This is a genomic window from Streptomyces sp. NPDC050549 (assembly GCF_040655035.1).
Taxonomy (GTDB): domain Bacteria; phylum Actinomycetota; class Actinomycetes; order Streptomycetales; family Streptomycetaceae; genus Streptomyces.
This window is the reverse complement of sequence record NZ_JBFAJD010000049.1, coordinates 38858-59795: the sequence shown is the minus strand read 5'-3', so window position 1 is coordinate 59795 and position 20938 is coordinate 38858. Positions and strand designations below refer to the sequence as shown.

Sequence of the window (20938 nt, the reverse complement as noted above, 5' to 3'; positions counted from 1 at the left end):
GCCCCGGAACGACTCAGCCGGCCTCGGTGAGTCGGAGGAGCCGGGCGCGGACCAGGGCGGTGGGGAGGGTGAAGGCGTCCCCGGTGCCCGGGAAGCCAGGTTCGTGGTGCGGAAGTAGCTGATTGTGCCGCCCTCCCGGACCACGACCAGGGTGGCCCCGCGACGACCCAGCCCACCACCACGCGAACCGGACGTCCTCATCGCCGACGAGCCGACCGCCGCCCTCGACGTGACCGTCCAGGCCCAGGTCCTCGACGTCCTGGCGCACGTCCAGGAGCGTACGAAGTCCGGGATCCTGCTGATCACCCACGACCTGGGGTGGTGGCCGGCCTCGCCGACCGTGTCCTGGTCCTGTAACTGCGGGCGGAAGATGGAGGAGGCCCCGGTCGAGCCCCTCTTCTACGAGCCGGCCCCCCCTGCACGCGCGGCCTGCTCGCCGCGCTGCCGAGGATCGACCGCAGCACCCGGCGGCTGGCCCAGATCGCCGGCCAGCTGCCCTCGCCGAACGAGCGGCCCCCGGGCTGTCCCTTCCAGAACCGCTGCCCGCACGCCGACGAACGGTGCGCCGAGAGCCCCGGCCGGTCCCGGTCGGCGGGGGCCACACCGCGGCCTGCGTGCGGGCGCACGAGATCGCGAGCGTGACGCCATGACCCACCGGCAGCACTCACCGTCGAGGGGCTGGTGGCGGAGTACACCACCGGCCGACGCGGACGGCACGCCCGCACCGTGCGGGCCGTCTCCGGGGTGGACCTCGTCATCCCGCGCGGCACGACTCCGGGCCTGGTCGGCGAGACCGGCTGCGGCAAGAGCACCCTGGCCCGCTGTCTGGTCCGGCTGACCGATCCGGCGGCCGGCCGGATCATGCTGTTCGACATGGACGTGACGGCGGCCGGGCGACGGGAGCTGGCGGCCGTACGCCGTCGGATCCAGTTCGTGTTCCAGGACCCGTACGCCTCTCTCAACCCGAAGCTCACCGTGCACGCGGCGCTCGCCGAGCCGCTGCGGATCCACGGGCTGCACCCGGGCCGGGAGAACGAACGGGTGCGGGAACTACTGGAGTTGGTCGGTCTGGACCCCGGGCACGCCCACCGTCACCCGCACCAGTTCTCCGGGGGCCAGCGGCAGCGGATCGGCATCGCCCGCGCGCTCGCCGTCGAACCGGAGGTCTGGTTCTCGACGAACCGGTCAGCGCGCTGGACGTCAGCGTGCAGGCCGGGGTGATCAACCTGCTGGAGCTGGGCCTCACCTGTCTGTTCGTCGCGCACGACCTGCCGGTGGTCCGGCAGATCAGCGACCACGTCGCGGTCATGTACCTCGGACGGATCGTCGAACAGGGGCCCGTGGAGGCGCTGTTCACCCGGCCGCGCCATCCCTGCACCCAGGCCCTGCTGTCCACCGTACCCATTCCGGATCCGCGGTTGCAGCGGGCGCGGAGGCGGATCGTCCTGGACGGCGATCTGCCCAGCCCGCTGGCCCCGCCGTCCGGCTGCCGATTCCGCACCCCCTGCTGGAAGGCACGGAACGTGCGCGCCGAGGCCGCGCCCGCCCTTGAGGAGCGGGGCGACGGACTGCTGACCGCCTGTCACTTCCCCGACGAGCAGCCCCCGGCAAGCCCGGACCGACCCGAGGAGGTCACCACACCATGAGCAGCGACTGGCAGCGGTTCTTCACCACCGACCGACCCCATGCCGTACGGCGGGGGCGCGGACCGGGCGGCCGGTCCCTGATCGTCGGGGAGAGCGAGGACGGTCCCCGGCTGTCGCTGTGGGCGGCCGGGAGCGCCACGGTCCGGCCGCTGGGCGAGGTGACCTCGGGCGACCTCGTGCAAGCCGTTCTCACCTCCGACGGCGAGCAGATCCTGGCGTTGCACGACGACAACGGCTCCGAGGTCGGCCATGTGCACGCGACGGGCCCGGACGACGGCGAGAGCCGCGACCTCACTGACCTCGGCGACGAAGTCCAACGGGATCGTGCAACGATGCCCTTCTGGGACGAACCCGTCGCCGAACGCGCCGCCCTGCACCCGGGGGTGACGAGGGACCAGGAGCACATCGACGCGCTGCGGCGAAGTTCGTGCTCGACCCCGGCCGCTTCGACGTCGTCGTCGCCTCCAACCTGTTCGGCGACATCCTCAGCGACCTGGCGGCGGCGATCGCCGGCACCACCGGCATCGCCCCCGCGGCCGACCTCGACCCCGAACGGGACCTCCCCTCCATGTTCGAGCCGGTGCACGGCTCGGCCCCCGACATCGCCGGGCGCGGCACGGCCGACCCGCTCGGCGCGATCCGGTCGGCCGCGATGATGCCGGACCACCTCGGGCACCCGGAGGCGGCCGGCGCCGTCACCGACGCGATCGCCACGCTGCTGTCCACGATCCGGGATGCGCACCCCGGACCTCGGGGGCACGGTGACGACGGCCGAGTTCACGGCGGGGCTGATCGATCTGTTGTGACGGGGACGGACACGGTGGCGACAAGGCCGGGCGGACCTGACCCGGTGTCACGCCCGCAGATAGGCGAGGACTGCCAGGACCCTGCGGTGGGTCTCGGTCGCGGGTGGCAGGTCCAGCTTGGTGAGGATGCTGCTGATGTGCTTGCCGACGGCCGCCTCGGACACCACCAGTTCGCGGGCGACGGCGCCGTTCGACCTGCCTTCCGCGATCAGGGCCAGCACCTCCCGCTCGCGCGGGGTGAGCCGCTCCAGCGGATCGCGGCGGCGGCGCAGCAGCTGGCGTACGACCTCGGAGTCGACGACCGTGCCTCCGTCGGCGACCTCGCCCAGGGCGTCCATGAACTCCTCGACCTGGCCGACCCGGTCCTTCAGGAGGTAGCCGACGCCGGTCCCGTCGCCGGAGTCCAGCAGTTCGGAGGCGTACGTCCGCTGCACGTACTGGCTGAGCACCAGCACGGGCAGGGTGGGCCGTCTTTCGCGCAGCCGCACCGCCGCGTGCAGCCCCTCGTCCTGGAAGCCCGGGGGCATGCGGACGTCGGTCACGACGATGTCGGGGGCGTGCTCCTCGACCGCGGCGGTCAGTGCCGCGGCGTCGCCGACGGCCGCCACCACCTCGTGGCCGCAGCGGGTGAGCAGACCGATGAGTCCTTCCCGCAGCAGCACACTGTCCTCGGCCAGAACTACGCGGAGCGGTCGGTCGGTTCGCAAGGAAACTCCACACACAGCAGGGTCGGTCCGCCCGGTGGGCTGGACAGGCGAAGTGTCCCATCCAGCACCGACACCCGGTCCGCGAGTCCGGTCAGCCCGCTGCCGGCCTCGGCGACCGCGCCGCCCCGGCCGTCGTCGGACACCGTCAGGAACAGAACTCCGTCGCGGTGTCCACCGGTCACGGCCGCGCACTTGGCACCGCTGTGCCTGGCGATGTTGGCGAGGGCCTCGCACACGACGAAGTAGGCGGCGGCCTCGACCGCCTGGGGCAGCCGCCCGGGCAGCTCCAGTTCGACGTCCACGGGAACGGCGGAGCGGTCCGCCGCGTCGGCGACCGCCGCCTGGAGGCCGTAGTCCGCCAGGACCTTGGGGTGGATGCCGTGGATGAGTTCGCGGAGTTCGGCGAGCGCCTCGCCCGCCTCCTCGTGGGCCTTGGCGAGCTGGTCGGCCAGCGGTCCGGGCGGGGCGTCGAGGCGGGCCAGACCGAGGGTCATCGACAGCGCCACCAGGCGTTGCTGCGCCCCGTCGTGCAGATCGCGCTCGATGCGCCGCCGCTCCGCCTCGAAGGCGTCGACCAACCGGAAGCGCGAGCGCGTCAGTTCCACGACCCTCGCCCCGAGATCGCTCTCGCGCGGCGCGATCAGCAGACGCGCCAGTTCCGCCCGGGCACCGGCCGCGATCCCCAACAGGTAGCCGCCCAGGGCCAGGAGGAGGAGTCCGAGTACGGCGACCCCGAAGGCCGTCGGCCAGTCGGTGACCGTCCAGACCTTGAGGACCTTGGTCTCCCGGCCGTCGCCGGCCGTCGCCATCACCAGCGGGGTCGCGATCATCGACGACGGGACGAGCAGGCCCGCCGTGAGCGCGAGGGCGTCGACCGGCCACAACAGCCCGGCGAACAGCAGCGCGTAGCCGAGTTCCCGCCAGGTCGTCTGCTCCCTCAGCCGTGTCGTCAGCCAGGGCCACAGCCCCTCGGCGGCCGGCACCCGGTGCTGGTCGGCGACCGGGTCGCGGTCGATCAGGCGCAGCCTGTGCCGCTCCTCCCACGCCACCGGGATTCCGGCGAGGGCCACCAGGACGAGCAGGGGGATCCCCACGAGCACGAGGGCGAGGACACCGCCGACCAACGCCGTGCCCGCGATCCCCACGAGCGCGACAACTCCGGTCGGCACGCCGGTGACCAGGTAGGCGACCGACCGCCACGGCCAGGGCGAGAGCAGGAAGCCCGGCCCGGCCATGGCCTGCCACACGTTCCGAGGGTGCATACCGTCACCGTAGAAGCCGCGGTCCGGCCGGTGCCATGGGGCCAGGGGGCGGGGCGGGGGTAGGTCTGGCCCTACCCCAGGTCTCGCCTCTGCCGCACTGCGGCGCGGTGCTTCCGCGCGGTTTCGTGGAGCGGTCACGTGCCGGTCGATCGCATCGAACAGCGGGGGAACATGAACAAGGACGCCATCCAGTTGCGCTCCGTCTGCAGGCGGTACGGGGCGGGTGACAGCGCGGTGACGGCGCTCGACCAGGTCTCGCTCTCCTTCCCGGAAGGCACGTTCACCGCCGTCATGGGTCCTTCCGGGTCCGGCAAGTCGACCCTGCTGCAGTGCGCCGCCGGGCTGGACCGTCCCACCTCGGGAGCGGTCGTCGTGGGCGGGACCGACCTGACGAAGCTGAACGAGACGAGGCTGACCCTGCTGCGGCGCGAGCGCATCGGGTTCGTCTTCCAGTCCTTCAACCTGCTGCCGTCCCTGACCGCCGAGCAGAACGTGGCGCTGCCTCTGCGGCTCGCCGGCCGCCGCCCGGCAAGGGCCAGGGTGCGCGAAGTCCTGGAACAGGTCGGCCTCGGCGACCGGGCGCGACACCGCCCGACGGAGCTGTCCGGCGGCCAGCAGCAGCGCGTCGCCCTCGCCCGTGCCCTGATCACCCGCCCCGAGGTGCTCTTCGGCGACGAGCCGACCGGTTCCCTCGACTCGCGGACCGGCCGCGAGGTGCTGAAGCTGCTGCGCGGCATGGTCGACGCCGGCGGCCGGACCGTCGTCATGGTCACGCACGACCCGGTGGCCGCCTCGTACGCCGACCGCGTCGTCTTCCTCGTCGACGGACGGGTCCACGGCGAGACGGCCGGAGCGAGCGCCGACGACATCGCCGTCCGGATGACCGAGCTGGAGGCCGCGCCGTGCTGAGCGTCGCCCTGCGCACCCTGCGCAGCCGCTGGATCACCTTCGTCGGCAGCTTCGTCGCGCTCTCCCTCGGGGTCGCGCTGATCGCCGTCATGGGTCTGGCCCTCGCCTCCTCACTGCACGCGCCCGCGCGGCAGCCGGAGCGGTTCGCCGCGGCGCCCGTCGTGGTGAAGGGTCCGGACACCCTGCGCGTGCCCACCCCGAACGGCGACCGGGTGCGGAAGTTGGCCCACCCTCGCGCCGTACCCGCCGCCGTGGTCGCGAAGCTCAGGAAGGTCGGCACCGTGGTCGAGGACCGGTCCTTCGCCGTACGGGCGCGAGGCGGCCCCGGCGATCTGGTGGGCCACCCCTGGTCGACGGCCGCGTTCGCGCCGTACGGGATCGACGCGGGACGCGCGCCCCGGGCCGCCGACGAGGTTGTCGTCAGCGGCAGTTGGGCGAAGCCGGGCGAGCGGGTGCGGACCGATCGCGGCACCGTCCGCGTGGTCGGCACCGTCGCCGGGCGCGGCTTCGAGAACGCCGTGTTCTACACCGACGTACGCGCGGCCCGACTGTCGCCTGCCAGCACCCAGTTGGCCGTCGCCGCGGACCCGGCCGCCGTGCGTGCGGCGGTGGGCGGCAGCGCCGGTGTCCAGGTCCTCACCGGTGCCGCGCGCCGCTATGCCGACGCCGACCCGGACCGGGACAGCGAGGCCCTCACCGCGATGAACGCGATGTTCGGCACCGCGGGCGGGGTCACCACCTTCGTGTCGGTGTTCGTGGTGGCGTCCACCTTCGCCTTCTCGGTCGCCCGGCGGCGCCGGGAGTTCGGGCTGCTGCGCACGGCGGGGGCGACCCCGGGGCAGATCCGCCGGACGGTCTTCGCCGAGGCCCTCGGGGTCGGCGTGCTCGCCTCCGCCGCCGGCTGTGTGCTCGGTGCCTACGGAGCGCCCCGGCTCGCCGGCTGGGTCGTCGACGGCGGACTCGCCCCGGACTGGTTCACCATCGGGGCCGCCACCTGGCCGTACTGCGTGGCCTTCGCGACCGGTCTGCTGGTCACGCTGGGCGGTGCGGTGGCCGCGTCCTGGCGGGCGGGCCGCACCGGTCCCGCCCAGGCGCTGCGCGAGGCGTCCGTGGACAGCGGGCCGATGACCCGGGGCCGCCTGCTGTTCGGCGCGGGGCTGCTGCTGACCGCCGCCGTGACCCTGGGCCTGGCCCTGGTCGGCGACCCGGGCGACCTGCTGCACCGCAAGACCTATGTGAGTCGGCCGATGCTGCTGATCACCGCGGTGGCGCTGCTCGCGCCCGTCGTGGTGCGGCCGTTGACGCGGCTGATCGCCTGGCTGCCGGCCCAGCTGCCGGGGGCCGGGGGCATGCTGGTGCGGGAGAACGCCGCCGCCGGGGTACGGCGCACCGCCGCGATCGCCGCGCCCGTCCTGGTCACCGTCGCCCTCGCGGGCTCACTGCTCGGCGCCACCGCGACGCTGAACGGGGCGAAGGCCACGGAGATCCGTGAGCAGACGGCCGCCGCCTTCGTCGTCACTCCGGCGAGCGGCGCCGGTTTCGACTCGGCGACCCTGCGGGGGCTGCGCGCGGTGCCCGGCACCGAGCTGTCCGCGACCTCGTCGAGCACCGTCTACGTCCTGGAGGACGGCGTGGCACTCGTCAGAAGCGAGGCCCGCGCCGCCGATCCCGGCCCGCTGGCCGCCACCGCACACCTGCCGATCGCCTCCGGACGGGTCGGCGACCTCGACGACGGCTCGATCGTCGTCAACGAGGAATGGCAGCGGCACACCGTCGGCGAGCGGGTGCGGGTGTGGCTCGGCGACGGCACGCGGAAGACCCTGCGGATCGCCGCGGTGATGACCACCGGCACCGGCGGCAACGGCGTCTACGTCACCCCGCGCAACGCTGCGGGCGCCGGCGTCGACCGGGTCGACGTAGCCCTCGCGAAGGGCGCCGACTCGGGTGCCGTGGCCGCCGGACTGCGGGCCGCGGTGCGCGCCTCGGGCGGGCAGGTCCTCACCAAGGAGCAGTGGGTGCGAGCGAGTTACCCCGAGACGGACCGGACGACCCGGACGGGTTTCCTGCTGGTGCTCGGCATCGCCCTCCTCTACACCGGTATCTCCCTGGCCAACACCATGGTCATGGCAACCTCCGACCGGGTCCGCGACCTGGCCGTGCTGCGGCTGGCCGGGGCCACCCGGGGGCAGGTGCTGCGGCTGGTGGGCGCCGAGGCGCTGATGGTCGTGGCGGTCGGCGGTGTGCTGGGGCTCCTGGTCGCGGTCCTCAATCTGGCAGGCATGTGGAGCGCCCTGGGCCTGCTGTCGGTGTGGACCACGATCGAGCTTCCCTGGACGGCCATCGGCGTGGCCGTGGGTGCCTGCGCGGTGCTCGCCGTGGTGTCGTCCGTCGTCCCCGCCTCGATCGCGCTGCGCCGCCGGGCGGTGGAACTGGCGGGCATCCGGGAGTGACTCAGGAGAGTGTTCCCTTTCCGGTAATTGAGCTGGCGGCCCGGCGGATGCCACGGAAGAGGTTCTGAGCTGGACGACAAGGAGGCGCTGCAGAGGCTGCTGCGCTGGAAGCGGGCCCGGACAGACCCGGTGGAGCCCGGGTGGCCGCGGCGCAGCGGACGGGGTCGCCGTTCCACGGGTCTGTCGCAGGCGCAGGTGGCACAGGTGCTGTACGTCTCCGAGCGCACCCGCGCCGACCTGGAGCGCGGTGAAATGCCGTCGCCCACCGCGGAGTTCCTCGACAACGTCGCCCAGGCCCTGCGGATGGAGGAGCGCGAGCGCACCGCCCTGTACGTCTACGCCCTGGGCTACGGGCCGCCGTTCCCCATGGATCCGGCTGGCGGGCAGCAGTGTCGCTCCGGCCTGGCAGACGGCGATCGAGCGCGTTTCCGGCCGGCCCGGCTACGCCAATGGTCTCGCCCGGAACGTCCTGGCGGCCAACGACGACTTCATCCGGATGTTCCCGCAGGAGCCGGGCAAGCCCGCACGTCTTCCCGGGCGGAATCCGATCCGCTGGATGCTGCTGCGCGGGGACGCCCGCGAGGACCATCCGGTGCAGTGGGAGAAGCGGTGGGCCGAGCCGGTCGCCGCCCAGCTGCGCACGGCCGTGGCCACGCACCCGGACAACAAGGACCCCCGGCAGCTGGACCAGCAGGTCAACGACGACCCGGTCGCGGGCCCCGTCCACCGCAACCACAACATCGCGTACGCCCATCCTGACGGTGACTCATGTCTCGTGCGCCACGCGGGATTTGTCGCCCCGGAGGGCGAGGAGGACCGCGGGGACCGCTGCTGTGAGCACCACGAGGTGTCGCAGCTGGGAGTGGTGACGATGTGTGCGGCGCAGCCCTTCGGCTCACCCGGGGCCCGGTTCCTGTTCCTCGTCCTCGAGCCCTCGCAGCGCCCCGTTGCCGCCTGAACTCCGGTCCGGGAAGAATGCCTCCCCATGACTGACGCAACCCAGCTCCACGAGATCGCGGCCGGCGTGCACATGTGAGCGCCCGACGGCGTGGACACCTGGGGTCTGGCCAACTGCGGCCTGGTCCACTCGGACGGCGAGGCCCTCCTCGTGGACACGCCGTACACCCCCGCCCTCACCGAGGCCCTTCTCGCCGCGGGCCGCCACGCGACGGGCGGCACCGTGGTGGCCACACCTGGGGCAATCAGTGCCTCACCGGCAGCGAGATCCTCGCGACGGACGCGGCACTTGAGCACCAGTGCGTGGAGCCGACACCTCAGGAGCTGCACGCGCTGGTGCGGGAGAGCGATCCGGACCAGCCGCTGGGCTGGTACTTCCGGCGCCACTTCGGGAAGTTCGACTTCTCGGACATACGGGTTCTGCCGCCCACCGCGACGTTCAGCGGTGGCCATGATCTGACGGTCGGCCGGATCCCCGTCGAACTGCACGAGGTCGGCCCCGCCCACACCATGGGCGGCCTGGTCGTCCATCTCCCCGAGCAGCGGGTCGTGTTCGCGGGCGACATCGTCTTCTCCGGTGACCACCCCTGCCACTGGGCCGGCCCGCTCGACCGGGTCTCGGCGGCGGCCGAACGCATCCTGGCCTTCGACCCCGAGTGGATCGTGCCGGGTCACGGCCCGCTGCTGACGCCCGACCAACTACGCACGTACATGGCGTACTTGGACGAGCTGTCCGACCAGGCGCTCCTGCTGCACGGTCAGGGGAAGACCCCGATCGAGGCGGCCCGCATCCTCATCGACGAGGACCGCTATCCGGGTCTCGGTCTGCCGGAGCGGCTCGCGATCACCCTCTCCACGGAGTTCCGCCACCTCAACCAGGACCGTTCACGCCCGAGCCTCGTCGAACCGTTCACGCTCGCCGCCCGGATCGCCTGGCAGCACGCTTCGGACACGGCGGCTTCCGCCTGATCCCCAACTGGCATACGGGATCACGGGTAGCGTCACCGACGAACTGACGCCCGCAGGAACGGACCCGCCAGCGTGACCGACCCGTTGCAGGACCCCCGGTTCTTCGCCGACCCCTATCCGACCTACGCGCGGCTCCGGGACGCGGCGCCGGTGCAGAGGGTGCCCACCGGTTCCGGCGGGCGCTTCGGCTATCTGGTCACGGGCCACGCGGAGGCCCGGGAGGCGTTCACCGACCCGCGGCTCTCCAAGAACACCGCGCGGTTCTTCGCCGGCCGGCTGTCCGACCGCGACCTCCATCCGGCGGTCTCGCGGAACATGCTGTCCACCGATCCCCCGGAGCACGCGCGGCTACGGGCCCTGGTGACGAAGGCGTTCAGCACCGGGGCCGTGGCAAGGATGCGCCCCTACATCGCGGGCCTCGTCGACGAACTGCTCGACGCCTGGCCGGAACACGGGCCGGTGGACCTGGTCGCCGGTCTCGCGGTACCGCTGCCGGTCACGGTCATCTGCGAGATGCTGGCGGTGCCCGAAGCCGACCGCGAGCTGGTGCACACCTGGTCCGGCGAGCTGTTCGCCGCGGGAGATCCCCGGCGGATCGACGTCGCCTCGCAGGCCGTCGGCACGTACATGACGGACCTCGTCGCCGCCAGGCGCGGCTCCCCGGGCGAGAGTCTGCTCGACGATCTCATCGCGGTACGCGACGGCCAGGACCGGCTCACCGAGGACGAACTCGTGTCGCTCGCCGTGCTGTTGCTCGTGGCCGGCCATGAGACCACCACCAACTTCATCGGCAACGCGGCCCTGGCACTTCTCCGACATCCGGAATCCCTCGCCCGGTTGAAGGCCGAGCCGGAGCTGTTCGGCACCGCCCTGGAGGAGTTGCTGCGCTTCGACTCGCCGGCCGGGATCGCCACGTTCCGCTACAGCACCGAGGCGCTCACGCTCGGCGGGACCGACATCCCGGCCGGTGCTCCGGTGCTCATCGCGCCCGGCGCCGCCAACCGCGACCCGGTGCGCTTCCCCGGCCCGGACCGGCTCGACCTCGACCGGGGTGCCACCGGGCACCTCGCGTTCGGCCACGGCATCCACCGCTGCCTGGGGGCACCGCTCGCGCGGGCGGAGGGCGAACTGGCGCTCCGTGCCGTCTTCGCCCGCTTCCCCGGCGTACGGCTTGCCCTTCCGGTGGAGCAACTGGAGTGGCGGCACACGCGGTTGACGCGCGGCCTCACGTCCCTGCCGGTCGTCGTGTGACGCGAGTCGCGGCCTGCCGTAGTGTCAACTCGCCCTGACTGGGCCGGAGTTGTCGACGGCGAGGGAGACGGCCAGGGTGCCCAGCACCGTTCCCATCGCGTAGCGCTGCACCTTGAGCCAGTAGGGGCGGCGTTCGAGGAAGACGGCGATCGCTCCGGCCGCCAGGACGACGGCGAGGTTGACCGCGATGCTGACCACGATCTGGACCGAGCCGAGGACGAGGCCCTGGAGGAGGACGTGCCCCCTGTCCAGGTCGATGAACTGGGGGATGAGCGAGAGGTACATGATGGCGATCTTCGGATTGAGCAGGTTCGTCATCAGGCCCATCGTGAACAGCTTGCGCGGTGAGTCGTGCGGTACGTCCTGCGGGGCGAAGACGGAGAACCCGCCCGGCTTCAGGGCGTTCCAGGCCAGGTGGGCGAGGTATCCGGCACCGGCGAGCTTCACCGCGAAGTACAGCCCGGGCACGGCGACGAAGAAGACCGACAGGCCCAGGTTCGCCGCGAGCAGGTACACCATGAAGCCGAGTGCGACCCCGCCGAGGGAGACCATCCCGGCGCGCCTGCCCTGGGTGATGCTGCGGGAGACGAGATAGATCATGTTCGGGCCGGGGGTGAGCACCATGCCCAGAGCCACCGCCGTCACGCCGAGTATGCCGCTCAGTTCGACCATGAACACCCCTCGTGTTGTCGCCGCGTCGCGCCCTCGGCCGCCGCTGGGAGCGTATTCCAGACCCGCACCTCGATGCAATATGCATATTGCACTCGGTGCAATGCGATGATTGGATGGAGGTCCGGTCGGGAAGGGCGGGAGAGCCGTGCAGGACTACCAGAGCGTCGCCGACACCGTGGCCGAAGAGATCAGGTCCGGCGCCCTCCGCCCCGGTGACCGGCTCCCCCCGCAGCGCGAGTTCGCCCGGCGGCACGGCATCGCCAACTCCACCGCCACCCGCGTGTACCGGGAACTGGCCCGCCGGGGCCTGACGGTGGGCGAGGTGGGCCGCGGCACCTTCGTCCGCGCGATGTCCGCCGACCCGGCCGGCTCCGCCCCCGCGCTCACCGAACCCGCCGACGGCCGGCGCGTCGACCTGGAGCTCAACTACCCGGTCGTACCCGGGCAGAGCGCGCTCCTCGCCGGGGCTCTCGGCGGTCTGCTGCGGCCCGACGCCCTCGGGTTCGCGCTGCGGCCGGTCGGCACCTCCGGCTTCCCGGCCGCCCGCGAGTCCGCCGCCGGCACGCTCGCCCGCGGCGGGTGGCGCCCGGACCCGGCGCGGATCCTCTTCGCGGGCAACGGACGGCAGGCGATCTCGGCCGCTGTCACCGCCCTGGTGCCGCCGGGTGCCCGGCTCGGCGTCGAGGAGCTGACGTACCCCGTCGTCAAGGCCGTCGCCGGCCGGCTCGGCATCACCCTCGTCCCGCTGGCCATGGACGACGCCGGACTCGTCCCGGAAGCCGTGGAAGAGGCGCACACCGCCGCCCCGCTGCACGCCGTCTACGTCCAGCCGAGGCTGCACAACCCGCTTTCGCTCACCATGCCCGCCGAGCGCGTCGAGCGGCTGGCCGAGACACTTCTCAGCCTGGGCGTCCCCGCGATCGAGGACACCATCTGGGCCTTCCTCCGCGACGAACTGCCGCCGCTCGCCGGGTACGCCCCCGAACTGACCGTCCTGATCGACAGCCTGTCCAAGCGCGTCGCGCCCGGTCTGACCCTCGGGTTCGCGGTGGCACCCGGCGCCCTGACGGGCGGGATCGTCTCCGCCCTGCGGTCCGGCGGCTGCACCCCGGGCCGGTTCGCCCTGGAGGTTGCCCACCGCTGGCAGCAGGACGGCACGGTGCAGGCGCTGGTGGCGGCCAAACAGAAGGAAGCGGCCGTACGACAGGGGATCGCGGCCCGGCAGCTCGCCGGGTTCGCCGTGCGGAGCGATCCCCGTTCCTTCCACTGCTGGTGGCGACTGCCCCGCCCGTGGCGCGCGGACACCTTCGTCGCGGCGGCCGCACGGCACGGCATCGGGGTCGTACCGGCCGCCGCGTTCACCGTCGGCCCCCACCACTCCCCCAACGCCGTCCGCCTCGGCCTCGCCACCCCCGACCCGGACACCCTCTCCCGCGCCCTCGGCACCCTCGCCGGACTCGCCCGCTCCACGCCGGAGGACCTCGTCACCGACTGACGCGGTGTCGTTCCCTAAGGTGGGTCGCCGTGGACCTCGGAGCAGTACGTACCTTCGTCGCCGTCGCGGAAGCGGGCCAGTTCCAGAAAGCCGCCGCCGACCTGTCGATCAGCCAGCAGGCCGTCTCCAAGCGCATCGCCGCGCTGGAACGCACCCTCGGCGTGCGGTTGTTCACCCGTGCCCCGCGCGGCGCCGAACTCACCATCGACGGGCAGGCGTTCCTGCCCCACGCACGCGAGCTGCTGCGCGTCGCGGAGCGCGCGAGCGCGTCCGTGCGCCCCGGCCGCCGTCCGCTGCGCGTCGATGTGATCGCCTCGCGCGTCGCGCCGTCGGCCCTGATGCGCGACTTCCACCGCGCGCACCCGGAGATCGACCTCGACGTGGTGATGCTGTCCGACGTCGATACGGCCGTCGCCGCCATCCGGTCCGGCGCGATCGACGCGTCCTTCCGCGCCGTCGCCATGCCGGGCCGCCCCCTGCCCGAGGACATCGAGTCCGTCCGGGTGCTCGACGAGCCGCACCAGCTCCTCACCGGCCCCGCCCACGCGCTGGCCGGCGCCCGCTCGGTGACTCTCACCGAGCTCACCGGGCACCGGATCTGGATGCCCGGCCTCGTCCCCGGAACCGAGTGGACCGCCTACTACGACGACCTCGTCGCCGAGTTCGGCCTCACCGTCGAGGCGACCGGCCCCAACTTCGGCTCCGACGCGCTCCTCGACACCATCGCCGACACCCCGGCCCTGGCGACCTTCACCACCGCGCGGACCCGCCTCGTCTGGCCCGCCGGCCACGACCTGCGCCGTATCCCGGTGACCGACCCGACGCCCGTGTACCCGCACTCGCTCCTCTGGCACCGCGACAACCCCCACCCGGCACTGCCCACCCTCCGCGCCCACCTCGCCACCACGATGGCGGTCCGAGCCGCCGCCGGGACCTGGGCACCGGGTTGGGTGATTCCGCGCTGACCCGGGCACGCCCCACCGACAATCACAGGCCCACAAGACCGGAAAGCCCACCCCGACCGGACTCCACTCCACCCGACACCCGCCCAACAGAAGCCCAACAACCCCCACCCGGCACCAGCCGCCCCCGGCACCCACCCCCACACAGGACCGACCAAGCCGCCACCGGGACCCGAGCACCCGCCCGGATGACCCGCACCGACCCGGGCACGCCCCACCGAAGCGCGCGCCCGCCCACCACGCCGGCAAGTCTGCCCCCGGTTCTGCCCCTGCGGACTTCCCGGCGCCCGGCCCCCGTCCGGTAAGAGGGAAGAGCACCCGTCGAGCTAAGGGGAACCGCGCATGCGTATCCAGGGAGAGAACCACTCGGGCGCCGACCGCGCCGGCGGACGCCCCGCGCCCCGGCCGACCGCCGCCCTGCCTCCCCTCGCCGCTCTCCAACGGGCCGCCGGAAACGCTGCGGTGACCCTCGCGATCCAGCGGGCGCGGGACGGGGAGCACACCGTAGAACCGGAAGGTGCGGGGACCGGGGCGGCCGTGCCGGTGCAGCGGCGGTCGTCCGTCACGGACGCCGTCGGCTCCCCCGGCCGCCCCCTGGAACCCCGCATCCTCCAGCGCGCCGAGCAGGCCTACCGCATGGACTTCGGCCATGTGCGCGTACACAGCGGGCCGGTCGCCCGGCGCTCGGCCGAGGAACTCGGCGCCCTCGCCTACACCACCGGTTCCCACATCGTGCTCGGCGGCGGCCGGGTCGACGACGAGGTGATGTACGAGGAGGTCGACCACGTCCGCCAGCAGGCCCTGGGGCCGGTGCCCGGCACTCTCAACGGCACGGGCGAGAAGGTCTCCCACCCCGACGACCCGTTCGAGCGGAGCGCCGGCGCCAACGGCCGGAAGCTGGCCCGGGGCGCCGCCCCCGACCTCGCCCTGCCCGGAGCCGCCGCAGCGGCCGGGGCGGTGCAGCGCAGCGCGGACGGCGATGTCTCCGTCCAGCGGGCGGACCGCCCCGGCCCGGCGACCACGACCGCGCCCTCACCCCCGCCCTCCGCCTCTCCCCCGGCGATCGCCCGCCTCGCGCGGCTGCTCGTCGGCGGGAACCAGGAGATCCGGAACAAGGACGTACGGAACGTCATCCACGGACGGGTGCGCGGTGGGCCGAGTTTCTCGGACGCCGAGCTCGACGCGATCAAGGCGGCGGAGGCCGAGGACCCCAAGTGGCTGAAGACCGTGGGGATCTGCACCCACACCGAGGCGCTGGCCTACATCGCGGCGGGTGACTTCCGCAGCTGGCTCCAGCAGCCGGAGGGCAAGCGGCTGCTGGTGGCCACCCTGCGCTGGCAGCAGAACATCGAGGAGCGCGGCGAGGGGAAGGCACCGGACAAGCCCACCCGCTCGGACTACCAGCTCGGCCGTCACATGGCCATGCACGCCGAGGACACCCCGGAAGCGGAGAAGGACCAGCTCACCGGGGAGCGGAACGAGCAGATCTTCCAGACCTTCGTCAACACCATGCTGCCGCCCGGTATCGACGACGCCGTACCGGACGCCGACAAGCACCGGGAGCGGGTCGAGCGCGGTACCGAGGTGCTGACCAGGATCTTCCTGATCCTGAAGGAGGGGCTGAAGGTCTTCAACCCGGAGGCTGGCATCCACGAGGACTTCGAGGACGACGTCGCCCACGCCCTGGCCTACGGCGGACGCGTCAACATCCGCATTCCGCAGCTCGCCGACGGCCAGCACGGCTACGAGCTGCCCCAGTGGCTGCACATCACCAAGGAGAACCGGAAGCCCTGGGAGCCGAAGTCGACTCCGGAGGAGCCGGTGTACCGGCGCGGGTTCGGCACGCATCACATGAAGATCGGCGAGAACAGTGCGGACGGAACGCGGGGCGACTTCGTCGAGAAGGGCGAGATCGGCGCCACCCTGCGGAACTGGGCCGATCCGCACAGCCATCTCTACGGCCTGCCGATGGCCGTAGGCGGCATGGGGAACGCCGACTACCACGGCGACACCATCCTCCCGAACGAGTCGTACGGGCACATGTTCATGGGCTACAAGCCGCCGACGCACAAGCGCGACGGGGCGTTCCAGGTCGGCATCGAGACCGCCGGGCCGAGTGGCCGGACCCCCGACGGCTACAAGCACGGCATCACGAGCAGCGAGAAGAACAACAACCCCGTGAGCCAGTTCGGCGGGCACAAGGACGACAAGATCGGTGCCAACGCTCCGCTCGCCTCGAACCAACGCCTCGTCGACCTGAAGGAGTTCGGCGACTGGGTGCGGAAACTGAAGGACCTGGAGAAGGCCTGGAAGACCGAACTGGCCAAGGCGAAGACCCACAAGGAACAGGCGGCCCTGTACCGGGACCTGATCGGCAGGCGCGGCGGCGCGTAGGGGGGGAATCCGGCCCCGCCTGCGACGGAGTACGGTTGGCAGCACCGAGCGCACCTCGCACGCCGTCAGCCGTTTCGGCGTCGCCCTCGGGGAACGGCAAGGCCGGAACGTCTACGTGTCCGGCCGGAATCGAGCCGCCCCACATGAGTCCGATGAGTCTCGGAGTACTTGCCTCCTCCCGCAAGGAGAACGAGTTCCGTCTGCCGCTGCACCCCAGCCACCTCGAACGGATCGCCCCGGATCTCCGGGAGCGGATCTACCTCGAAGAGGGCTACGGCGAACGGTTCGGCGTCGCCGACGACGCGCTGCGACCACTCGTGGCGGGCCTGCGGTCCCGTGAGCGGCTGGTCGCGGAGTGCGACATCGTGCTGCTGCCCAAGCCCATGCACGACGACCTCGCCGAGCTGCGCGAGGGCCAGGTGCTGTGGGGCTGGCCGCACTGTGTGCAGGACGAGAAGATGACGCAGATCGGCATCGACCGACGGCTGACCCTGATCGCCTGGGAAGCCATGAACCACTGGACGTCCACGGGTGCCTTCAGCGTCCATGTGTTCCACAAGAACAACGAGCTCGCCGGCTACTGCTCGGTGCTGCACGCCCTCCAGCTCGGCGGACTGACCGGCAGCTACGGGCGCCGGCTGCGGGCCTGCGTCATCAGCTTCGGCGCCACGGCGCGCGGTGCGGTCACCGGCCTGGGCGCGATGGGTGTCTCCGACGTCACGGTGCTCACCCAGCGGGCCGCGGCCGCGGTGGCCTCGCCGATGCCGTCGGTCGTGATGGGCCACTTCCAGGAGCGGGAGGACGATCCCACGCGCCTGGAGGCCGTCACGGGGCTCGGTCCCGTACCGCTCGCCCAGTATCTCGCCGGGTTCGACATCGTCGTCAACTGCGTCCTCCAGGACACCGACGCGCCGCTGATGTTCGTCAACGACGAGGAACTCGCCCTGTTCCGGCCGGGGACCTTCTTCATCGACGTCGCCTGCGACGAGGGCATGGGCTTCGCCTGGGCAAGGCCGAGCGGTTTCGGCGACCCTATGGCCACGGTGGGGCCGGGCTGCCACTACTACGCGGTGGACCACAGCCCGTCCCACCTCTGGAACTCCGCCACTTGGGAGATCAGTGAGGCGCTCCTGCCGTATCTGCGCAAGGTCATGAGCGGGCCCACGGCGTGGGACGAGGACGTCACGGTCCGCAAGGCCATCGAGATCCGGGACGGAGTCGTCCAGAACCCGAAGATCCTCTCCTTCCAGCACCGTTCGGCCACCTATCCGCACACGGCGGGTCTAGGACCGGTTGACGCCGGCGGCCACCGCGTGGCCGATGAAGAGGTAGACGAGCGCGGGCAGACCGTAGTTGACCACCGTGCGCCAGTCGGCCGAGTGGATGGTGAACAGGTTGTGCGACCAGCCTGATAGCCAGTTGGCCGCGTGGTGGACCCAGTCGACCGTGCTGTTCGCGGTGTTGGCGTCGAACAGGTAGAGGCCGATCCACAGGATCAGGATCAATGCCGCGATGTCCGCGATGACGGAGATGACCGTCCCCGCGGGGCTTCCGCCGTAGCGTGTGGACATGCTCAACGGGTGGCCCGGAAAGCCGAGTTGAAACCTCCCGGCGCCAGGTGGCGTCAGCGGCGCGCCAGTTGGCGTTCGCCGCCTGCGCCGGGGCTGTAGGGCAGGCCGTAGTGCTTGAAGATCGCTTCCTCCCGGTCGGCGGGCAGCACGTCGTCGGTGCCCATCGAAGGAGCCTGTTTCACCAGCGCCTTGGGGTATCCGACCTTGACGTAGTCCGGCCCCAGGATCGCGTCGTCGAGGGGGACGAAGGTGAGCCGGTGCCGCGTGGGCAGTCCGGTGCGGACCGTTGCCATGGCCGGCTCGTCGGTGGCGGTGTTCACGTACACGGCCTCGAGGACACCGATCTTGTGGGACTCCGCGTCCACGACATCGCGCTCGCGCCACTCCCGGACATCCGCTGCGTGCAACATGGTTCCCACTCCTTCTGTACGGTTCCTCGTGCTCCGGGTACCCGCGATGGGACCCGTCATCCCATGTCACCCCCGGGAAGCGTCGCTCGACTGCCCCCGCCGCCGAGTTGATCGGTAACGTAAGGCGATCAACCGGCGCTTGGCACTCGGGGGAAAGATGACCATCGATTCCGCACTCGTCGGCCGGCTGCTCGCCGCACAGTTCCCGCAGTGGGCCGGGCTGCCGCTGGCCCTGGTGGAGCAGGGCGGTTCGGACCATGTCATCCACCGGCTCGGCGAGACGATGTCCGTACGGCTGCCGCGCAGCGACCGGGCGGACGGTGAGGCCGCCAAGCAGCACACCTGGCTCCGGCAGCTGGCCCCTCGTCTGCCACTGCCCGTCCCGGAACCGCTGGGGCTCGGCACACCGGCTGCGGCTACCAGTGGCACTGGTCCGTCATGCGCTGGCTGGACGGGACCACGGCGAGCGCCGAAGACCTCGCCGATCCGGACCTGACTGCCCGTCAACTGGCCGAGTTTCTGCGGGCGTTGCACGAGATCCCGGCCGCCGGGGCACTGGTCCCCGGTACCCATCCCGAGTTGACCCGCGCCCCGCTGTCCGACCGCGACGAGGCGACCCGCGCGGCGATCGAGGCGGTGGCCGGGGTGTTCGACGCCACCGCCCTGACCGAGGTCTGGGACAACGCGCTGCGCGCCCCCGCGTGGGACCGCGAACCGGTCTGGTGCCACGGGGACTTCCACACCGGCAACCTGCTCACCGTCGACGGCGGCCTCTCCGCCGTCATCGACTTCGGCGGCGTGGGCATGGGCGATCCCGCCTGCGACCTGGTCATCGCCTACACCCTGCTGTCGGCCACCACATGCCGGTCGTCTTCGAACGGTTCCTCACCACGGCGCTCACCACCGCCCTGGGCCGCCGGGGAGTCCACTGCGCCGCCCAGGAGCAGCAACACCGCCTCGACCGGGCGGGACATGTCCGGCTGCGCCCCGACCTCGTCCTGTACCGGGCGGGCCGTACCGTATCCGTCGTCGACGCGAAGTACGCCACCCGGCACTCCCCGCGCCGCCCACCGAGCACCTCTACCAACTGCTCGGATACTGCGTCGCGTTGGGCCTCCCGCACGGCCACCTCGTCTACGCCGCGACGCGGCAGGACGGCCCGAGCCGAAGCGGGCCGACCGAGCACGTCGTCCGGCGCGTGGGCATCACCGTCACGGCCCACGCCCTGGACCTCGACCGGCCGCCCGCCGAACTGCTCACCGCCGTCTCCCACCTGGCAGACCGGATCACATCCGCACCGGAGCCGGACGTTGCGGAAGCCGATGTTCCTCCAGGGGCTACCCGGGAGTAACCGCTTCGCCCTACGCTGCTGCCGCCACCAAGGCTCCAACTAGGCGACGGCGAAGGGGACTTGACCCATGAAGGCGATAAGACGGCTGGCGGCGCTGCTCGGCGTGGCCGGGCTGCTGATGACCGGGGCCGCGGGCAACGCCCACGCGGCGGCGCCGAAGTTCTCGGAGACGACGACGATCGGCACGCACAACGCGTACGAGAAGGACAAGTACACGTACTGGGCGCAGGCGTTGGACTCAGGGGCCTCGCTGCTGGAGCTGGACGTCTACGTCGACAGCCTGAGCAAGCGGTGGCGGGTCAGCCACAGCGACCTGTTCGCCAACGACAACAACTGCGAGTACGCGAGCACCCCCGCCGACCTGTACAGCAAGGACCGCAACCAGGATCTCGGCAGCTGCCTCGACAACATGGCCGCCTGGAACACCCTGCACCCGGACCACGCGCCGATCATCGTCAAGGTGGAGATGAAGGTGGGCTTCAACCAGACCATCGGTCTGGGCCCGACCGCGTTCGACACCCTGGTCTCGCAGAAGCTCGGCAGCAGCGTCTACAAGCCGTCCGACCTGCTCGGCTCCTCGTACTCCACGCTCGACGCGGCGGCCAGGGCGAACGCGTGGCCCTCCCGTGACGACCTCAAGGGCAAGTTCGTCTTCGAACTGATCCCGGGCACGGTCGAGCAGGCCAACCCGTTCGACCACTACTGGACCGACCAGGAGTACGGCGACCATCTGCGGGACCTGTACGCGGCCGGCACGATCTCCCAGGCGCAGGCCTTCCCGGCGGTGCTGGGCGCGGCGAACGGCGATCCGCGGGCGACCCGTTGGACCTCGGACACGTCGATCCGCCCCTGGTTCGTGTTCTTCGACGGGGACGCGGCGACGTACGTCAACAACAGCTACGACACGTCGTTCTACTCCGCGAACCACTACATCCTGATCATGACGGACGCGTACTCGGTGGCTCCGGCGATCTCCTCGACGGCCCCCACGGACGCGGAAGTCGCCGCGAAATTGGCACTGTTGGCCGCCGATCACGCAAGTGTGATCACCTCTGACTGGTCGGCGAAATCGGCCTCGGTCCTGTCGTCGGCGGCCACCAGAAGCTGAGGTTCCGGATGGCGGGGA

Annotated in this window: 17 protein-coding genes and 6 pseudogenes; 17 read left to right on the top strand and 6 right to left on the bottom strand. The window is 71.9% G+C overall.

Annotation, left to right across the window (positions count from 1 at the left end; genetic code table 11):
* Nucleotides 1-13 precede the first annotated feature (13 nt).
* Entirely contained in the window at nt 14-268 is a 255-nt protein-coding gene (locus tag AB0I51_RS42285; protein ID WP_362983795.1) for a hypothetical protein, read from the bottom strand.
* 89 nt (nt 269-357) lie between these two features.
* Here AB0I51_RS42285 and AB0I51_RS42280 point away from each other — a divergent pair, with 89 nt between their 5' ends.
* The 3 genes and pseudogenes from AB0I51_RS42280 to AB0I51_RS42270 all read left to right on the top strand — a co-directional run.
* Nucleotides 358-642 (top strand): oligopeptide/dipeptide ABC transporter ATP-binding protein, encoded by a 285-nt coding sequence (locus AB0I51_RS42280; RefSeq protein ID WP_362983815.1) that lies wholly within the window; start codon nt 358-360, stop codon nt 640-642.
* Nucleotides 643-678: 36 nt separating this feature from the next.
* A pseudogene (locus AB0I51_RS42275) lies at nt 679-1646 on the top strand (oligopeptide/dipeptide ABC transporter ATP-binding protein).
* Nucleotides 1647-1940: 294 nt separating this feature from the next.
* Nucleotides 1941-2452 (top strand): annotated as a pseudogene (locus AB0I51_RS42270) (isocitrate/isopropylmalate family dehydrogenase); the annotation flags it as partial.
* A gap of 47 nt (nt 2453-2499) precedes the next feature.
* Here the strand turns inward: AB0I51_RS42270 and AB0I51_RS42265 are convergent.
* Nucleotides 2500-3159, bottom strand: coding sequence for a response regulator transcription factor (locus AB0I51_RS42265; RefSeq protein ID WP_362983793.1), 660 nt, complete (start codon nt 3157-3159; stop codon nt 2500-2502).
* Entirely contained in the window at nt 3132-4394 is a 1263-nt protein-coding gene (locus AB0I51_RS42260; protein WP_362983813.1) for a sensor domain-containing protein, read from the bottom strand. The genes AB0I51_RS42265 and AB0I51_RS42260 overlap by 28 nt, the downstream gene beginning before the upstream one ends.
* 198 nt (nt 4395-4592) lie before the next feature.
* On the opposite strand from AB0I51_RS42260, the gene AB0I51_RS42255 reads away from it, so the two are divergent.
* The 6 genes and pseudogenes from AB0I51_RS42255 (at nt 4593) to AB0I51_RS42230 (ending at nt 10957) form a co-directional block, all read left to right on the top strand.
* Complete coding sequence (locus AB0I51_RS42255; RefSeq protein ID WP_362983811.1) at nt 4593-5330, top strand: ABC transporter ATP-binding protein; 738 nt, start codon at nt 4593-4595, stop codon at nt 5328-5330.
* Nucleotides 5324-7780: an FtsX-like permease family protein gene (locus AB0I51_RS42250; protein WP_362983791.1), complete on the top strand. Its 2457-nt coding sequence runs from the start codon at nt 5324-5326 to the stop codon at nt 7778-7780. Before AB0I51_RS42255 ends, AB0I51_RS42250 begins: the two co-directional genes overlap by 7 nt.
* Nucleotides 7781-7909: 129 nt before the next feature.
* Nucleotides 7910-8050: pseudogene (locus tag AB0I51_RS42245) on the top strand (helix-turn-helix domain-containing protein); the annotation flags it as partial.
* Complete coding sequence (locus AB0I51_RS42240; protein ID WP_362983789.1) at nt 8028-8738, top strand: hypothetical protein; 711 nt, start codon at nt 8028-8030, stop codon at nt 8736-8738. The pseudogene AB0I51_RS42245 and the gene AB0I51_RS42240, both read left to right, overlap by 23 nt.
* 302 nt (nt 8739-9040) lie before the next feature.
* Nucleotides 9041-9706, top strand: coding sequence for an MBL fold metallo-hydrolase (locus AB0I51_RS42235; RefSeq protein ID WP_362983787.1), 666 nt, complete (start codon nt 9041-9043; stop codon nt 9704-9706).
* A 72-nt stretch (nt 9707-9778) separates the two neighbouring features.
* On the top strand, nt 9779-10957 hold the full coding sequence (locus tag AB0I51_RS42230; RefSeq protein WP_362983785.1) for a cytochrome P450: 1179 nt from the start codon (nt 9779-9781) through the stop codon (nt 10955-10957).
* Nucleotides 10958-10981: 24 nt separating this feature from the next.
* Here the strand turns inward: AB0I51_RS42230 and AB0I51_RS42225 are convergent, their stop codons facing one another.
* Nucleotides 10982-11629: a LysE family translocator gene (locus tag AB0I51_RS42225; protein WP_362983783.1), complete on the bottom strand. Its 648-nt coding sequence runs from the start codon at nt 11627-11629 to the stop codon at nt 10982-10984.
* Nucleotides 11630-11774: 145 nt separating this feature from the next.
* On the opposite strand from AB0I51_RS42225, the gene AB0I51_RS42220 reads away from it, so the two are divergent.
* The 4 genes and pseudogenes from AB0I51_RS42220 to AB0I51_RS42205 all read left to right on the top strand — a co-directional run.
* Complete coding sequence (locus AB0I51_RS42220; protein ID WP_362983781.1) at nt 11775-13124, top strand: PLP-dependent aminotransferase family protein; 1350 nt, start codon at nt 11775-11777, stop codon at nt 13122-13124.
* A 29-nt stretch (nt 13125-13153) separates the two neighbouring features.
* A complete protein-coding gene (locus AB0I51_RS42215; RefSeq protein WP_362983779.1) occupies nt 13154-14089 on the top strand; it encodes a LysR family transcriptional regulator in 936 nt (311 codons plus the stop codon).
* A gap of 339 nt (nt 14090-14428) precedes the next feature.
* The gene (locus tag AB0I51_RS42210) at nt 14429-16480 is read left to right on the top strand and encodes a DUF4157 domain-containing protein (RefSeq protein ID WP_362983777.1); all 2052 of its coding nucleotides are present in this window, start codon (nt 14429-14431) and stop codon (nt 16478-16480) included.
* A 143-nt stretch (nt 16481-16623) separates the two neighbouring features.
* Nucleotides 16624-17754, top strand: a pseudogene (locus AB0I51_RS42205) (N(5)-(carboxyethyl)ornithine synthase); the annotation flags it as partial.
* 9 nt (nt 17755-17763) lie between these two features.
* Here AB0I51_RS42205 and AB0I51_RS42200 read toward each other — a convergent pair.
* Together AB0I51_RS42200 and AB0I51_RS42195 are read right to left on the bottom strand one after the other, a co-directional pair.
* Nucleotides 17764-18051 (bottom strand): hypothetical protein, encoded by a 288-nt coding sequence (locus AB0I51_RS42200; protein ID WP_362983775.1) that lies wholly within the window; start codon nt 18049-18051, stop codon nt 17764-17766.
* Between the two features lie 53 nt (nt 18052-18104).
* Nucleotides 18105-18461 (bottom strand): PRC-barrel domain-containing protein, encoded by a 357-nt coding sequence (locus tag AB0I51_RS42195; RefSeq protein WP_362983773.1) that lies wholly within the window; start codon nt 18459-18461, stop codon nt 18105-18107.
* A gap of 157 nt (nt 18462-18618) precedes the next feature.
* Here AB0I51_RS42195 and AB0I51_RS42190 point away from each other — a divergent pair.
* From AB0I51_RS42190 to AB0I51_RS42175, 4 genes and pseudogenes are all read left to right on the top strand, one after another.
* Nucleotides 18619-19316, top strand: a pseudogene (locus tag AB0I51_RS42190) (aminoglycoside phosphotransferase family protein); the annotation flags it as partial.
* 5 nt (nt 19317-19321) lie between these two features.
* A pseudogene (locus AB0I51_RS42185) lies at nt 19322-19465 on the top strand (restriction endonuclease); the annotation flags it as partial.
* Nucleotides 19466-19569: 104 nt separating this feature from the next.
* Entirely contained in the window at nt 19570-19812 is a 243-nt protein-coding gene (locus tag AB0I51_RS42180) for a hypothetical protein (RefSeq protein WP_362983819.1), read from the top strand.
* Nucleotides 19813-19879: 67 nt separating this feature from the next.
* The gene (locus tag AB0I51_RS42175; RefSeq protein ID WP_362983771.1) at nt 19880-20920 is read left to right on the top strand and encodes a phosphatidylinositol-specific phospholipase C domain-containing protein; all 1041 of its coding nucleotides are present in this window, start codon (nt 19880-19882) and stop codon (nt 20918-20920) included.
* The last annotated feature ends 18 nt before the right edge of the window (nt 20921-20938 follow it).

What these genes read in the sequence shown, in the direction of transcription:
- AB0I51_RS42260 (WP_362983813.1), bottom strand. Translation starts at nt 4,394, where the DNA reads ATGGCCGGGCCGGGCTTCCTGCTCTCGCCCTGGCCGTGGCGGTCGGTC.
- AB0I51_RS42255 (WP_362983811.1), top strand. Translation starts at nt 4,593, where the DNA reads ATGAACAAGGACGCCATCCAGTTGCGCTCCGTCTGCAGGCGGTACGGG.
- AB0I51_RS42225 (WP_362983783.1), bottom strand. Translation starts at nt 11,629, where the DNA reads ATGGTCGAACTGAGCGGCATACTCGGCGTGACGGCGGTGGCTCTGGGC.
- AB0I51_RS42210 (WP_362983777.1), top strand. Translation starts at nt 14,429, where the DNA reads ATGCGTATCCAGGGAGAGAACCACTCGGGCGCCGACCGCGCCGGCGGA.
- AB0I51_RS42200 (WP_362983775.1), bottom strand. Translation starts at nt 18,051, where the DNA reads ATGTCCACACGCTACGGCGGAAGCCCCGCGGGGACGGTCATCTCCGTC.
- AB0I51_RS42195 (WP_362983773.1), bottom strand. Translation starts at nt 18,461, where the DNA reads ATGTTGCACGCAGCGGATGTCCGGGAGTGGCGCGAGCGCGATGTCGTG.
- AB0I51_RS42175 (WP_362983771.1), top strand. Translation starts at nt 19,880, where the DNA reads ATGAAGGCGATAAGACGGCTGGCGGCGCTGCTCGGCGTGGCCGGGCTG.